We start from the raw sequence: 15,289 nt of genomic DNA, 5'->3' as shown, positions 1-15,289 counted from the left end.
TCCCGCAGGCCGAACGACAGAAAGCGGTACGGCACATGGCAACGGAGCCGCGGCAATCGATCACGGACCAACCGACGTTGATCGAGCGCCGACGGGAACTTCAGGCCCTCGACGCCGCATTCCGGGAGCTGCGCCGCACCACGGACGGCAGGCCACGAGCAGGGCGCAAGGGACGGCTCGCCTTCACCGGGTCGGCCGGATTGGGCAAGACCGCACTCATCACCGAAGCTCGCGCCCGGGCCGCGGAACACGGATTCACCGTACTGTCGGGCCAGGGCGGCGAGACGGAACAGGGTTCGGCGTTCCGCGTGGTGCGCCAGTTGATGCAGCCCTCACTGGCGAGGATGGACGAGGCCGAACTCCACACCTTCCTGGGAAGCTGGTACGACACCGTCGCCGCCGTGCTCGGTCTCGAAGCGAAAGGACCCGCCCCCGCGCCGGACCCGACGGGCGTACGCGAAGGCCTCGACTGGGTCATGACGCGCCTCGCGGTGAAGAAGGCTCCGATCGTCCTGCTCCTGGACGACCTGCACTGGACGGACCTCGAGTCACTGAGCTGGCTCGCCTCCTTCGCACCACGGGTCGACGACCTCCCCCTGCTGATCGTGGTGGCCTACCGGCCCGACGAGCTGCCCTCCGAGGCGAGCGAACTGCGCACGCTCGTGGGAGATCACGGGGACCGCCCCCACAACCTGGCGCTGCTCAGCCCCGAGGGCGTCGCGAAGATCGTCAGGAACGAGATCGGGGAGGCGGCCGAGGACCAGTTCTGCAAGGAATGCTGGTCGGCCACCGGCGGGAGCCCCTTCGAAGCGGTGGAACTCGCCATCGGACTCGCCGAGCGGAAACTGAGCGGCACCGAGAGCGACCTGCCCGCGATGCGTGAGCTGGCCGCGGCGATCAAGGGCCCTGGGCTGATCGAGCGGCTGGAGCAGCTCGGCACGGCAACCGTCCGCTTCGCGCACACCGCGGCCGTGCTGGGGTCGCCCTTCTCACCTCAGCTCGCCGCGACCATCGCGGTGCTCGGCGACGAGGCCGTCGTCGAGGCGACCGAGAAGTTGCGCGCGGCCCGGATCCTGGCCGACGGTCACGGCCCCGAAGGCGAACTCAGGTTCGTGCACCCCCTGATCACCACGACGATCTACCGGTCCATCCGCACGGGCTTCCGGACCGGTCTGCACAACACCGCCGCGCAGGCCGTCCTGGCCGCGGGATACGGCCCCACCAAAGCCGCCCGGCATCTCCTGGAAGTCCCCTGCGACGACCGTCCCGAGACGGTCGCCTGTCTGCGCGAGGCCGCTCGCGAATACCTTCGCTCCGGGGCCACCGAGGCGGCCCGGCGTCTGCTGACCCGCGCGCTGCAGGAGCCACCCCTGCCGGAGGACCGTGCCGCGGTACTTCACGAACTCGCGTGTGCCACGTTCCTGATCGAGCCCACGGCCACGGTGCGGCATCTGCGCCAAGCTCTGGCGCAACCCCACGTCGATCCCGATCTGCGTGCCTCCATCGTCTATCGGCTGACGACGGCCATGGCCCACACCGATCAGCTGGCCGAGGCGGTGACCGTGGCCGCCGAAGAGGCACGGCAGGCCAGGAATCCGCGCATCCGACTGCGTATGCAGGCCGATCAGTTCGTCTGGAGCATGGTGCGTCCCGACGACGGTAACTCGCCCGCCCGCTCCCGGACCCTGGCACGTCTGGCCGAGCAGTTGCCCGGTCGCAGCCTGGAGGAACGGTACATCCTGGGACTGCGGGCCTGGGACGCGGCCATGCGCGGCGAACCGAGGCAGACGTCCCTCTCGTATGCCGAGAAGGCCCTGTGCGGCGGTATGAGCTGGACCGACGAGAACCGGGGGTTCGAGGTACCCCTCTCCGTCGCCCTGGTGTTCATGTACGGCGACCGGCCGCAACGGGCCGAGGAATTGTTCGCCAAAGGGATCGCCGAATGCGTGGCCAAGGGCTGGCACGGCTCCCACCTGGCCTTCGGCCAGACCATCGCCGGCTACATCCGCTACCGCCGTGGCTTCCTGGCCGAAGCCGAGGACCTTGTACGGGAGGGTCTGCGCATCGCCGACAAGGTGGACGGCGTGGTGGCCGCCCAGTGGTTCGGCGTGAGCATTCTCATCAAGACCCTGCTGGCCCGCGGGCGTATCGCCGAAGCGCGCGTATTCGCCGACGAGCACAACTTCGGTGAGGCACCTGTCAACGCCGTCATCTACCCCGACCCCCGCACCGTGTACGCGGAACTGCTCCTGGCGGAGGGGCGGCACGCCGAAGCGGTTCGGCTGCTGTCCTCGGTCGGGGACTGGCTGGACGCTCGGGGCTGGCGCAATCCGGCCTGGTGCCCGTGGCAGCTCCGGCTCGCCTCCGCGCTCGCCCCCACCGCTCCCCAGGACGCGATCGGGCACGCCCGGGACGCCGTGCGGCGCGCCCGGGAGTTCGGGGCCGCCTCCACCATCGGCCAGGCCCTGCACACCCTCGCCGAGGTGACCGGCGGGCCCGCGGCCGTCGATCTGTACGCGGAGGCCGTCGACCACCTGGAACAGTCGCCCGCCGCCTACGAACTCGCCCGTGCCCAGGTCGGCCACGGTGCCGCGCTGTCCCGCAACGGGCGGCTCCAGGAGGCCGCCGACCGGCTGTACCAGGGGCTGGAAGGAGCCGTCCACTGCGGGGCCGAGGCGCTCGCCGCGCGGGCCAGGGGGGAGCTGTCGGCGGCCGGGATGCGCCCGCTGCCGCTGCGCTATGTGCAGGCGGACACGCTGACCGCCCAGGAACTCCGGACCGCCGAACTGACCGTCAAGGGACACCCGGTGGCCGTGGTCGCCAAGGAGCTGCGCCTCACCGAGCAGGGCGTACGGCAGCTGCTGTCCCGTGTCTACCGCAAGATCGGCACCGACGCCGCCGGCCTCGCCGGGTTCCTGGAGGACCGTTCGCGCCGGCACCACTGAGGCCGTCGGGAGGGTGCTCACACCGGGCGGGTGCGGCCCTCCCAGTACGGGTCGCGCAGCCGCCGCTTGTACAGCTTGCCGTTGGGGTCGCGGGGCATCTCGGCGATGAAGTCGACGGACTTGGGCCGCTTGTACCCGGCGAGCTGTTCCGCGCAGTGGGCGAGCAGGGCGGCGGCGAGTTCCGGTCCCGGTTCGTGTCCCGGAGCGGGCTCGACGACGGCCTTGACCACCTCGCCCCAGTCGTCGTGCGGGATGCCGAAGGCGGCGGCGTCGGCGACGGCGGGGTGGGAGAGGAGCGCGGACTCGATCTCGGCGGGGTAGATGTTGACCCCGCCGGAGATGATCATGTCGATCTTGCGGTCGCGGAGGAAGAGATAGCCGTCCTCGTCGAGGTAGCCGAGGTCGCCGACGGTGAAGAAGTCGCCGATGCGGTTCTTCTCCGTCTTGGCCTCGTCCTTGTGGTAGGAGAAGCCGCCGGTGTTCATCTTCATGTAGACGGTGCCGAGTTCACCGGGCGGCAGGCGGTTGCCGTCGTCGTCGAAGACCGCGAGTTCGCTGATCGGCCAGGCCTTGCCGACCGTACCGGGCTTCTTCAACCAGTCCTCGGCGGTCGCGAAGGCGCCGCCGCCCTCGCTGGCCGCGTAGTACTCCTCGACGCTGGGCCCCCACCAGTCGAGCATCGCCCGTTTGACGTGGTCCGGGCAGGGGGCGGCGCCGTGGATGGCGTGCCGCATGGAGGTGACGTCGTAGCGTGCGCGCACCTGCTCGGGGAGGGCGAGCAGGCGGTGGAACTGGGTGGGGACCATATGGGTGTGGCTGCAGTGGTGGGTGTCGATCAGGCGGAGCATCTCCTCGGGGGTCCACTTGTCCATCAGGACCAGGCGGTGGCCTATGTGGAGTGACGCGCCCGCGAACTGCAGTACGGCCGTGTGGTAGAGCGGCGAGCAGACCAGGTGGACGTCGTCACCGAAGGGCTGGATGCCGAAGATGCCGAGGAAGCCGCCGAGGTAGGCGGCCTCGGGGAGCCTGCCGGGCAGCGGGCGGCGGATGCCGCGGGGGCGGCCGGTGGTGCCCGAGGTGTAGTTCATGACCCAGCCGAGCTCGCGGTCCGCGGGTGCCGACTCGGGCTGTCCGTCGAGGAGTTCGGCGTACGGGCGGAAGCCCTCGATCTCGCCGACGGCGTACCGGTGGGTGGCCGGGAGGCCGGCCTCGTCGGCGGCGTGCCGGGCGGGGCCGGCGAAGCGTTCGTGGGCGAGCAGCACCTTGGCGCCGGAGTCGGAGACGATCCAGGCGATCTCCGGGCCGACGAAGTGGTGGTTGACGGGGACGAGATAGAGGCCGGCTTGGGTGGCGGCCAGGTACGCGGTGAAGAACTCGGGTCCGTTGGGCAGCACGACCGCGAAGGCGTCGCCGCGTTCCAGGCCGGCGGCGCGCAGTCCGTGGACGAGTCTGTTGGCGGCGGCGTGCAGGCGGCCCGCGGTCCATTCCTCGCCGTCGGGTGCGACGAGCACCGTGCGGTCGGGTTCGCTGGTGGCCTGGGCCCAGAAACCGGCGGGGGGCGTGCTGGTCACTTGGCGCTCCTTCCGGCGATGCGGTTGATGCGGTCGACGGCCTGCTCGAAGCCGCGGGTGAGGTCGTCGAAGACGGCCTGGACGCTGCGTTCGCTGGTCATGCGGCCGACGATCTGGCCGACGGGGGTACCGAGCAGGGGGTCGACCTCGTACTTCTGGATGCGGGTGACGGCCTCGGCGACGAGCAGGCCCTGCAACGGCATGGGGAGGGTGCCGGGGCCGCTCGGGTCGTCCCAGGCGTCGGTCCACTCGGTGCGCAGCTGACGTGCCGGTTTCCCGGTCAGGGCGCGGGAGCGGACGGTGTCGCCGGAGCCGGCGGCGAGCAGCTTGCGCGTCACGGCGGGCGAGGAGAGATCGGCCTCTGTGGCGGTCAGCCATATGGAGCCCAGCCACACACCCTGGGCGCCGAGACTGAGTGCGGCCGCCACCTGCCGGCCGCTGCCGATGCCCCCCGCGGCCAGCACGGGCAGCGGGGCGACGGCGTCGACGACCTCGGGGGTGAGCACCATGGTGGCGATCTCGCCGGTGTGGCCGCCGGCCTCGTAGCCCTGCGCCACGACGATGTCGATGCCCGCGTCCCGGTGCTTGACGGCGTGCCGGGCGCTGCCCGCGAGCGCGGCCACCAGGACGTCCTGGTCGTGGGCGCGGTCGATGACGTCGGCGGGCGGCGAGCCGAGGGCGTTGGCGAGCAACCGGATCGGGTAGTCGAAGGCGACGTCGAGCTGGGTGCGGGCGACCTGCTCCATCCAGCCGGTGATCCGCCACCCGGACGCCTCGCCCTCGGCCAGCTCGGGCACCCCGTACTTGGCGAGGGTGTCCCGCACGAACTGCCGGTGCCCGTCCGGGATCATCGCCTCGACGTCGGCCTCGCTGACGTTTTCCACCTTCTTGGCGGGCATCACGACGTCGAGCCCGTACGGCTTCCCGTCCACATGCGCCTCGATCCAGTCGAGGTCGCGTTTGAGGTCGTCGGGGGCGGTGTAGCGGACCGCGCCGAGCACCCCGAACCCACCGGCCCGGCTGATGGCCGCGGCGACGGCGGGGAACGGCGTGAAGCCGAAGACGGCGTGCTCGACTCCCAGGGTCTTGCTCAGCTCCGTCTGCATGGGCGCAGGATGCCGCAGTCGACCGGCCGACGGAAGAGGTTTTCTGATGCTCCGTCAGATTTCTGCTCGGTCGGATTCTCCGGCGGCCACCGGCACGGGCGGGCCGGCTGTCACTCCCCCTCCAGCACCGCCATCGCCGCGTTGTGCCCGGGCACCCCGCTCACCCCTCCCCCGCGTACCGCGCCCGCCCCGCACAGCAGGACGTTGGCGTGCCGGGTCTCCACGCCCCAGCGGCCGGTGCCGTCCTGGGCGTAGGGCCAGGACAGGTCGCGGTGGAAGATGTTGCCGCCGGGGAGGCGGAGGTCGCGTTCGAGGTCCAGGGGGGTCTTCGCCTCGATGCAGGGGCGGCCGTCCGCGTCGAGGGCGAGACAGTCGACGAGGGGCTCGGCGAGATGGGCGTCGAGCTGGGCGACGGTGGACTTGAGGAGTTCCGCGCGTACGGCGTCGTTGTCGCCGGCGAAAAGCCGGGCAGGGGTGTGCAGACCGAAGAGGGTGAGCGTCTGGTAGCCGCGTTCGACCAGGTCACGGCCGAGGATCGTGGGGTCGGTCAGGGAGTGGCAGTAGATCTCCGAGGGCGGGGCGGCGGGGAGCCGGCCGGCCGCCGCCTGGGCGTGGGCGGTGGCCAGTTGCTCGTAGCCCTCGGCGATGTGGAAGGTGCCGGAGAACGCCTCGCGCGGGTCGACGGCGGTGTCCCGCAGCCGGGGCAGGCGCTTCAGCAGCATGTTCACCTTGAGCTGGGCGCCCTCGGCGGGCTCCGGGGCCGGGTCGCCGGTGAGGGCGGCGAGTTCCTGCGGGGCGGCGTTGACCAGGACGTGCCGGGCGGCGACGACGCCCTCGCCGTCGGCGGTGCGGTAGGCGACCTCGGCGGACCGGCCGTCCGTCTCGATCCGTACCGCCTCGTGCCCGGTGGCGAGCACCGCGCCTGCCGAGCGTGCGGCGGCGGCCAGTGCGTCGGTGAGGGCGCCCATGCCGCCGACCGGTACGTCCCAGGCGCCCGTACCGCCGCCGATGACGTGGTAGAGGAAGCAGCGGTTCTGCCGCAGCGAGGTGTCATGGGCGTCGGCGAACGTGCCGATCAGAGCGTCCGTGAGGACGACTCCGCGCACCAGGTCGTCCGTGAAGTTCGCCTCGATGGCGACCCCGATGGGCTCCTCGAACAGGACCCGCCAGGCCTCCTCGTCGTCGATCCGGCGGCGCAGCTCCTCGCGCGAGGGCAGCGGCCCGGTGAGCGTCGGGAAGACGCGCTCGGCGACCCGGCCGGTCATGGCGTAGAACCGCTGCCAGGCCTGGTACTCCTCCTTGCCCCCGGTCAGCCGTTCGAACGCCTCGCGGATGCGCCGTTCGCCGCCGCCGACCAGCAGTCCGGTGGGCCGGCCGGCGCGCTCCACGGGCGTGTACGACGAGATGGTGCGGCCGCGGACGCGGAAGTTCAGGCCCAGGTCGCGGACGATCTTCCTCGGCAGCAGGCTGACCAGGTAGGAGTAGCGCGACAGCCGCGCATCGACGCCGGTGAAGGGGCGGGTCGAGACGGCGGCGCCACCGGTGCGGCCCAGCCGTTCCAGCACCAGTACGGTGCGCCCGGCCCGGGCCAGATAGGCCGCCGCGACCAGGCCGTTGTGGCCGCCGCCGACGATGATGGCGTCGTAGGTCCTGGATGGTTCGGTGGCAGGGGGCATGGTTCTTCGTAACACATGATGATCTAGGTGGGTAAGAGGCGTGCCGGTTCGCTCCGCGGGGAGGGCCGTTCGGACAGTGCCGGTTGTGCGGCCGGGCGCGCCCGCACGGCGGAGCCGCACGTCGACACAGCCCCGTGCCCGTGACGAGACGCTCGTTTCACGGCCGTCCGCCCGACGCGTGCTGTTGCCGTAGAACTGCCACACGCCGGTACAGCTCCACGGCCTCGGCTCCTCGGCCCAGTTGTTCGAGGCAGTGCGCCTCGTCGTTGCGGCTGGCCAGGGTGTCCGGGTGGTCCGGCCCCAGGACGCGCTCCCGGGCGGTCGCCACCCGCCGGTACTCCGTCAGTGCGTCTGCCCAGCGGCCCAGCCAGCCCAGGCCGACCGCGACCTCGCGGCGGCTGACCAGGGTGTCGGGGTGGTCGGGGCCGAGGACCCGTTCGCGGATGGCGCACACGTCCCGGGATTCCGCGAGGGCCTCCTCCCAGCGGGCGAGGCGGCCGAGGTTGACGCCGAGGCCGTGGCGGGCGCGCAGCGTCTCGGGGTGGGCGGGGCCCTGGACGCGGGCGCGGTCGTCGATCAGGGCGCGGTAGAGGGTGAGCGCGTCGGCGCTGCGGCCGAGGCGGCCGAGGCTGATGCCCACCTCGTAGCGGGCGGCGAGGGTGTCGGGGTGGTCGGGGCCGAGGGCGCGGGAGCGTGCCTCGGCGACCTCGCGGTAGGTCGCCAGGGCCTCTTCCCACCGGCCCAACTGGCCTAGTGCGTAGGCGACTTCGTAGCGGGTGACCAGGGTGTCGGGGTGCTGCGGGCCGAGGACGCGGGTGCGGGCGACGGCCACGTCGTGGGCCATGCGGTACGAGTCCTCCAGCCGGCCCAGCCTGCTGAGGTTGAAGGCGAGGTTGTGCCGGCAGCGCAGGGTGTCGGGATGATCCGGGCCCATCAGACGCTGCCGGGCGGCCAGTACGGCCGTGTACGCCTGGTGGGCTTCGAAGTGGCGGCCCAACTGGCCGAGGACATAGGCCGTTTCCTGACGGACGGCGAGCGTGTCGGGGTGGTCGGCGCCGAGCAGGCGCTCTCGGGCGCGGGCGACCTCGGTGTACTCGCGCAGGGCGTCGGCGGCGCGGCCGGTACGGCTCAGGGTGAAGGCGATCTCGTAGCGGCTGGCGAGGGTGTCCGGGTGGTCGGGGCCGAGGAGGCGGGCGCGCTCGGCGGCGACCGCGCGGTGCACCTCGCCGGCCTCGGTCCAGCGCCCGAGCCGGCCGAGGCTGAGCCCGGCGTTGTGCCGGCCGGCGAGCGCGGCGACGGTCTCGGGGGCGGGGGCCACGGGAAGGGGTTCGGGGGTGCCGTTGGCGGGGCGGGCGATCCACTCCCCGCTGAGCCCGGCCGCGGGGTCGGGCGGGGTGGTGCGCAGGCCGGCGCCGATCGCCTTGTGGCCGGTGGTCATGGAGCGGGTCCAGGACGGCAGCCGGGGCTCGCGGAACGGCGGATCCGGGGGCCGGATTTGGGGCTGCGCGGTGATGACGGTGGGGACGTACGTGGGCGTCGTACGCCCGGAGGTGATCCGGCGGCCCAGCTCCATGGCGTCGTAGGGGCGCTGCTCGGGCCGCTTGGCCAGCAGGTCCAGGACGACCTTCTCGAACCAGCCCGGCAGTTCGGCGCGGTGGTCGCGGGGCGGAGCGGGTGGGGTGTCGCGGTGGCCGATGAGGATCGCCCAGGCGTCGTCGAGGTCGAACGGCGGTGCCCCGGTGGCGATCTCGTACAGCACGCAGCCCAGGGAGTACAGGTCGCTGCGCTGGTCGACCTCGGTGCCGCCGATCTGTTCCGGTGACATGTAGTGCGGCGTGCCCATGGCGATGCCGGTGCCGGTCAGCCGGGAGGTGAGGCCGATGTCGTGGCCGAGGCGGGCGATGCCGAAGTCGCAGAGCTTGGCCGTGCCGTCGGTGAGCCGCATGATGTTGGCGGGTTTCAGGTCCCGGTGCACGATGCCCTGCCGGTGGGTGTAGGCGAGGGCGGCGGCGACCTGCTCGGCGATGTCGACGACGTCGCCGACGGGCAGCGGATGGTGCTTGTTGTCCTCCATGAGCTGGCTGAGGTTGCGGCCGTCCAGCAGCTCCATCACGAGGTAGAGGATGCCGTCGTCCTCGCCGAAGTCGTGGACGACGGTCACCCCGCGGTGGGACAGGGCGGCGGCCACTCTCGCCTCACGGCGGAACCGTTCGCGCAGGACGCGGGTGAACGCCTGGTCGTGGTGCGGGCCCAGCGGTTTGAGGCACTTCACGGCGACCTGCCGGCCGAGGGACTCGTCGCGGGCCCGCCACACCTCGCCCATCCCGCCCCGCCCGATCAGGTCGAGCAGCCGGTACCGGCCCTGGACCAGCCTGGTGTCACCCATCGCGCGCCGTCGCCCCCCGTCGCTGCAGCCCCGCCCCCCAGGGGGATGCCGTCAAGGTGCGGCCGCGCCGAACCGGCCCGTCCCGTGACACACCCCCTGGTCGTCCAGTATGGCGACCTAATGCCCGACTTTGTACGGTGCCGGGCGCGCGCCGGGGCCGAGCCTCGCCATGGCGCGCAGGATGTGTTTGGGCGGGAGTTGCCAGCGCAGACGTGCGGGAACACAGCGCAGCAGGGTGCCGGTGGCACGCAGTCGCCGGGTCACGACGGCGGGTTCGGGGGCCGGTCTGCCGTACAGCTCGTGGGCGTACGGCGGCAGAGAGGCGTACGCCAGGTGGGCCACGCGCCGCCACAGCACCTCGCGCGCCGGTATCAGGAGCGGGTGCGTCGGAGGGCGGAGCAGGAAGTCGTCCACAGCGCGTGCGTCCGCTCCGGCGGCGAGCAGCGGCCGTACCTTCCGGAAGTAGGCGGCCAGGTCCGCCCGGTCCCCCGGTACGGCTGCGGGGTCGAGGCCCACCAGGCGGGCGCTGACCCGGTGCTCGGCGAGATAGCGGTCGGCCTGGGCGTCGGTGAGGGGGAAGCCGGAGCGGCGCAGGACGTGCAGGTACGAGTCGATCTCGGCGCAGTGCACCCACAGCAGCAGCTCGGGGTCGTCCACGCCGTACCGCTCACCGGTGTCCGGGTCGGTCGCGCCCAGCATGCGGTGGATCTTCCGTACCCGGGCCCCGGCCCGTTCGGCGGCCTCCGTCGTGCCGTAGGTCGTGGTGCCGACGAAGTTCGCGGTCCGCATCAGCCGGCCCCAGGCGTCGCGCCGGAAGTCGGAGTTCTCCATCACGCCGCGCACCGCGCGCGGGTGCAGGGCCTGGAGGTAGAGCGCGCGGATGCCGGCGACCCACATCATCGGGTCGCCGTGCACCTGCCAGGTCACGGAGTCCGGGGTGAACAGTCCGGGATCGCCCTCCATGACCGCAGACTAACGCCGGACCCGGGGCATCCCCAGTCCGATCCACGAGATGATCTCCCGCTGGATCTCGTTGTTGCCGCCGCCGAAGGTGAAGATGACCGCCGAGCGGTAGCCGCGTTCCAGGTCGCCGTGGAGGACCGCGCCGGCCGAGCCCTCCTTCAGCGGGCCCGCCGCACCGGCGATCTCCATCAGCCAGGCGTAGGCGTCGCGGCGGGCCTCGGAGCCGTAGACCTTGACGGCGGAGGCGTCCTGCGGGGTGAGGGTGCCCTCCTGGACGGCGGTCACCATCTGCCAGTTCAGCAGCTTCATGGCGTCGAGGCGGGTGTGGGTGCGGGCGAGGTTGCGGCGCACCCAGGGCAGGTCGACGACGCGGCGGCCGTCGGCGAGTTTGGTCTCCATGGCCCAGCGCTGGACGTCGTGCAGGGCGCGGATCGCCATGGTGCCGTGGGCGGCGAGGGTGACCCGCTCGTGGTTGAGCTGGTTGGTGATCAGCCGCCAGCCCTGGTTCTCCTCGCCGACCCGGCGGGAGACGGGGACGCGGATGTTCTCGTAGTAGCTGGCGGTGGTGTCGTGCGAGGCGAGGGTGTTGATCACGGTGCAGGAGTAGCCGGGGTCGGAGGTCGGCACCAGGAGCATGGTGATGCCCTTGTGCGGCGGGGCCGCGGGGTCGGTGCGGGTGGCCAGCCAGACCCAGTCGGCGGTGTCGCCGTTGGTGGTCCAGATCTTCTGGCCGTCGACCACGTACTCGTCGCCGTCGCGTACGGCCCGGGTCTTCAGGGCGGCCAGGTCGGTGCCGGCGTCGGGCTCGCTGTAGCCGATGGCGAAGTCGATCTCGCCGGAGAGGATGCGGGGCAGGAAGTAGGACTTCTGCTCGTCGGTGCCGTACCGCATGATCGTCGGGCCGACCGTGTTCAGCGCCATCAGCGGGAGCGGTACGCCCGCCTGGGCGGCCTCGTCGAAGAAGATGAACTGTTCCATGGCGGTCAGGCCACGGCCGCCGTACTCCTTGGGCCAGCCGACGCCGAGCCAGCCGTCCGTGCCCAGCCGGCGGACCGTCTCCCGGTAGAAGCGTTTCTGCGCGGCCGGATCGGCGTAGCGGGCGTAGGCGTTGTCCGGCACCAGGCCGGCGAAGTAGGCGCGCAGTTCGGTGCGCAGCCGCTGCTGCTCGGGCGTGTGGTCGAGGTGCACGGCGCCTCCAGGCTCCCCACGGGCGGTCCTGACGGCGCACACCGTAGAACGTGTTCCAGAAATTGGGAATGGCGGCGCGGGTGCGGGACCCGGTCCGTTCCGGTCAGCAGTGGCCCGCGGCCCAGCCCACGTCCGTGCGGACCTCCTTCGGTGCCAGGGCGAGGACCGACACCGAGACGGCCGGGAACACCGCGGCGAACTGGGCCGGGCGGATGCCGATGGTGGCCGCGAGCGGGCCCGCTAGCAGCGCCCCGAAGGGTGTCGCGACCACCGAGCCGAGCATGTCGTACGAGCCGACCCGGGCGAGCCGGTCCGCGGGGAAGGTCCGGGCCATGACCACGTTCCACTGGACCATCATCAGTTCCACCAGCACTCCCGTCGTGAACGAGAACGCGCAGATCAGCCAGAGCGGCACCAGAGCGGCAGCAGCGCCATGGCGAGGGTGGGGGCGGCGACCGCGGCTCCGCAGAGCGCGACGAACCGCATGGACCGCCTGGGGGTGAAGCGGGTCGCGGCGCAGCCCCCGACGACCAGTCCGAGCGACTCGGCGACCAGGATCTCGCCCCAGGCCGCCGGACCGCCCAGGCTCGTCCTGGCGACCACGGGGCCGAGCACGCTGTATCCCAGGAGCAGGCCATGAAGACGAGCGAGTACTGCAGGACGATGACCCACAGCCAGGTGTGGGTGCGGGCGTCCCGGGTGCCGGCCGGCCGCGCGTCGTACCGGGAAGGTTCGACGGCACGCACGGTCACCACCGTGCCGCGGTCGAACCGGTTGCGGTGGGCTCTCATCGGGCCGTCTCTCCGTCCGAGACCTGGGCCTGGGAAGGTCACGGGCCCTGGGGTGATGCCGGTCGTCACCGTACGGCCGTACCACAGGGACGCTGACAGATCCCCGAACGTGGACCTGTCGGCCGCAGAGCACGCGCTCCTACGTTTCCGACGTCGATCGCACGTGCCGACCCGCCGAGTTGGAGCCCCGCCGGTCATGACACCGCAACCCCACGAGATCATCCACGCGCACATCTACAGCGCCTACACCGCACGCTGCCTCCAGGCCGTCGCCGACCTGGGCATCGCCGACCACATCGACGACGACCCCGTACCCGTCGGTGAACTCGCGGCGGCGTGCGGCACCGACCCCGACGCGCTGCACCGCGTCCTGCGCCTGCTGGCCGCGCACGACGTCTTCGAGCAGCGGCACGGCGGATACGCGCACACCCCCGCCTCCCGTCTGCTGCGTGGCGATCACCCGATGAGCGCGCGTCCCCTCGCCCGTCTCATGGGACTGCCGCTCCACTGGCACAGCCTCGCCCAGCTTCCGCACACCGTCACCACCGGGGAACCGGGCATCGACGTGCTCGACCCCGGCGGACTGTGGGCCTATCTGCAGGGCCACTCCGAGGAAGCCGAGACCTTCAACCGGGCCATGACCTCGAAGGCCGCCGCCGACATCCCGGCGATCGTCGAGGCCTACGACTTCACGCCGTTCGCCACGATCGCCGACATCGGCGGCGGCCGGGGGCACCTGCTGCGCGCCGTCCTGGACAGCGTGCCCGCCGCCAAGGGCGTCCTGTTCGACCAGCCGAGTGTCATCGACCCGCTGTCCTTCCCCGACCAGCCACGGCTGACGCCGCGGGCCGGGGACTTCTTCAGCGCCGTGCCCGCCGCCGACGCCTACATCCTGATGCACATCCTGCACAACTGGGACGACGAGCGGGTGGCGCGCATCCTCGCCACGGTACGGGACGCCGCCGCCACCGGTGCCACACTGCTCGTCATCGAGAACGTCCTGCCCGACGAGCGGCCGGACCCCACGGCGCTCTCGATGGACGTGATCATGCTCGCTCTCACCCGCGGCCACGAACGCACGGTGGGCGAGCTGTCCGTACTCCTCGAAGGCGCCGGTTTCCGCTTGACCGGTGTGACGGAGGCCTCGGGGTCCATGCGCATCGCCGAAGCGAAGGCGGTCTGACCGACCGGCCGGTGACGGGGCCCTGCCTCGGCGGCGGTCGAAGCGGCCGCCCCGCTCCGGGCGGAGGTGCCGCAGACCGGGGCGGAGGCAGGGCGCGTCGTGGAGCGGCTCGTCGGACGGGGGAAGGTGCGGGTCCGCCGATCACCGACCGCCATCGATGAGCCGCCGGGCGGCCACCGAGGTGCCCGCCCCGTCCGGCCGGTGCGCGGCGCCCAGAACGACGGGCAGTTCGACGACGTCGTTGCCCATGAAGGAGTGCTGGGGCTCCAGTTCGGCGGGGGCGATGGAGAGGGTGAGGCGAGGGAAGCGGTCGAACAGGGCCGGCAGGGCGACTTCGGCTTCGAGCCTGGCGAGCGGGGCGCCGAGGCAGTAGTGGATGCCGTGGCCGAAGGCGAGGTGCTGCTTGTCGGCGCGGTCGATGTGGAAGGCGGCCGGGTCGTCGTGGACGTCCGGGTCGCGGCCGGGGGCGCCGAAGCCTATGAGGATGGCGTCTCCGGCCTGCACGGTGACGCCTTCACCGAGGTTGATGTCCTCGGTGGCGAACCGCAACGGCAGGTGCATGATCGGCGGGTGCAGACGCAGCGTTTCGTCGATCACGTCGGTCCAGCGGGCCGGCTCGGCGAGGACGGCGGCGAGTTGGTCGGGGTGGGTGAGGAGTTCGCGTACAGCGGCGTCGATCAGGGCGACGGTGGTCTCGCTGCCGCCGCCGATCACCGCGATGAGGGTGGAGATGAGCTCCGTCTCGCTGAGCCGGTCGCCGTCTTCCTCGTGGGCGGTCAGAAGCAGGCTCGTCATGTCGTCGGCGGGCGTGCGGCGCTTGGTCTCGATGAGGGTCTGCATCACGCGGTAGAGGTCCTTGCCCACGGCCTCGGACTGCTCGGGCGTGACGTCGGTGGCGAACACGGCGCCGATGACGCGGAGCATCTCGGGCCGCTGGTCCGCGGGGACACCGAACAGGTCGCAGATGACCCGGCTGGGCACGCCGTGCGCGAACTCGGCGCGCAGGTCGACGCGTTCGTCGGCGTCACGGTCCTCCAGGGCGTCCAGGAGATCGGTGACGATGCCCTCCACCGCGGGCCGCATCGCTTCGATCCTGCGCGCCGTGAACGCCCTGCCGGTCAGCTGCCTCAGCCGGGTGTGGTCGTCGCCGTCGGACGTGAACATGCTGATCACGTCGACCCACGGATACAGCCACGGTATGGCGCCGGGCCGGTGTCCGGGCCACGACTTGCGCGCGTCCTTGGAGACGTGCGGGTGGACGAGGAGCTGCTTGGCGATGTCCCCGCGGGTGACCGACCACGCGACGACGTCCTCGGGCATGCGCACACGGACAGCGGGCCCGGCGGCACGGAGTTCGTCGGCCTGCTCGTACAGACGTGCGCCGCCGTCGCCGTCGAGAGTCACGGCCTCGTTGTGGGTGCTGGTCACGCGGTACCTCCTGTGGGTGTGGCCGCTCTGTGGGCACGCGCTGCGGACTTGG

11 protein-coding genes are annotated in these 15,289 nt (G+C 72.0%); 2 read left to right on the top strand and 9 right to left on the bottom strand.

Going from position 1 to position 15,289, the window contains the following annotated elements:
- Window positions 1–35 precede the first annotated feature (35 nt).
- Window positions 36–2,945, top strand: a complete 2,910-nt coding sequence (locus ACGFZQ_RS13255) for an ATP-binding protein (RefSeq protein WP_393840444.1) — start codon at window positions 36–38, stop codon at window positions 2,943–2,945.
- Between the two features lie 17 nt (window positions 2,946–2,962).
- Here ACGFZQ_RS13255 and ACGFZQ_RS13250 read toward each other — a convergent pair whose 3' ends face one another.
- The 8 genes from ACGFZQ_RS13250 to ACGFZQ_RS13215 all read right to left on the bottom strand — a co-directional run bounded on the left by ACGFZQ_RS13250 (window position 2,963) and on the right by ACGFZQ_RS13215 (window position 12,450).
- Window positions 2,963–4,516 carry an acyl-CoA synthetase gene (locus ACGFZQ_RS13250; protein WP_393840443.1) on the bottom strand — a complete coding sequence of 518 codons (1,554 nt, stop codon included), beginning with the start codon at window positions 4,514–4,516 and terminating at the stop codon, window positions 2,963–2,965.
- Window positions 4,513–5,622, bottom strand: a complete 1,110-nt coding sequence (locus ACGFZQ_RS13245; protein ID WP_351737890.1) for a nitronate monooxygenase family protein — start codon at window positions 5,620–5,622, stop codon at window positions 4,513–4,515. The genes ACGFZQ_RS13250 and ACGFZQ_RS13245 overlap by 4 nt, the downstream gene beginning before the upstream one ends.
- Window positions 5,623–5,732: 110 nt before the next feature.
- Window positions 5,733–7,298 (bottom strand): phytoene desaturase family protein, encoded by a 1,566-nt coding sequence (locus ACGFZQ_RS13240; RefSeq protein WP_393840442.1) that lies wholly within the window; start codon window positions 7,296–7,298, stop codon window positions 5,733–5,735.
- Window positions 7,299–7,455: 157 nt separating this feature from the next.
- Complete coding sequence (locus ACGFZQ_RS13235) at window positions 7,456–9,684, bottom strand: tetratricopeptide repeat protein (RefSeq protein WP_393840441.1); 2,229 nt, start codon at window positions 9,682–9,684, stop codon at window positions 7,456–7,458.
- 117 nt (window positions 9,685–9,801) lie between these two features.
- A complete protein-coding gene (locus ACGFZQ_RS13230) occupies window positions 9,802–10,647 on the bottom strand; it encodes an oxygenase MpaB family protein (RefSeq protein ID WP_393840440.1) in 846 nt (281 codons plus the stop codon).
- 9 nt (window positions 10,648–10,656) lie between these two features.
- Entirely contained in the window at window positions 10,657–11,835 is a 1,179-nt protein-coding gene (locus ACGFZQ_RS13225) for an acyl-CoA dehydrogenase family protein (RefSeq protein ID WP_351737901.1), read from the bottom strand.
- Window positions 11,836–11,938: 103 nt separating this feature from the next.
- A complete protein-coding gene (locus tag ACGFZQ_RS13220) occupies window positions 11,939–12,250 on the bottom strand; it encodes a hypothetical protein (RefSeq protein WP_393840439.1) in 312 nt (103 codons plus the stop codon).
- On the bottom strand, window positions 12,235–12,450 hold the full coding sequence (locus ACGFZQ_RS13215; protein WP_393840438.1) for a hypothetical protein: 216 nt from the start codon (window positions 12,448–12,450) through the stop codon (window positions 12,235–12,237). Before ACGFZQ_RS13215 ends, ACGFZQ_RS13220 begins: the two co-directional genes overlap by 16 nt.
- A gap of 372 nt (window positions 12,451–12,822) precedes the next feature.
- On the opposite strand from ACGFZQ_RS13215, the gene ACGFZQ_RS13210 reads away from it, so the two are divergent.
- Window positions 12,823–13,809, top strand: coding sequence for a methyltransferase (locus tag ACGFZQ_RS13210; protein ID WP_393840437.1), 987 nt, complete (start codon window positions 12,823–12,825; stop codon window positions 13,807–13,809).
- Window positions 13,810–13,950: 141 nt separating this feature from the next.
- Here the strand turns inward: ACGFZQ_RS13210 and ACGFZQ_RS13205 are convergent, their stop codons facing one another.
- The gene (locus ACGFZQ_RS13205; RefSeq protein ID WP_393840436.1) at window positions 13,951–15,237 is read right to left on the bottom strand and encodes a cytochrome P450; all 1,287 of its coding nucleotides are present in this window, start codon (window positions 15,235–15,237) and stop codon (window positions 13,951–13,953) included.
- Between the last annotated feature and the right edge of the window lie 52 nt (window positions 15,238–15,289).

The organism is Streptomyces sp. NPDC048254, assembly GCF_043201895.1.
Classification (GTDB): Bacteria; Actinomycetota; Actinomycetes; order Streptomycetales; family Streptomycetaceae; genus Streptomyces.
Note: the sequence above shows the minus strand (reverse complement) of the source record. Positions and strands in the feature narration are given on the sequence as shown.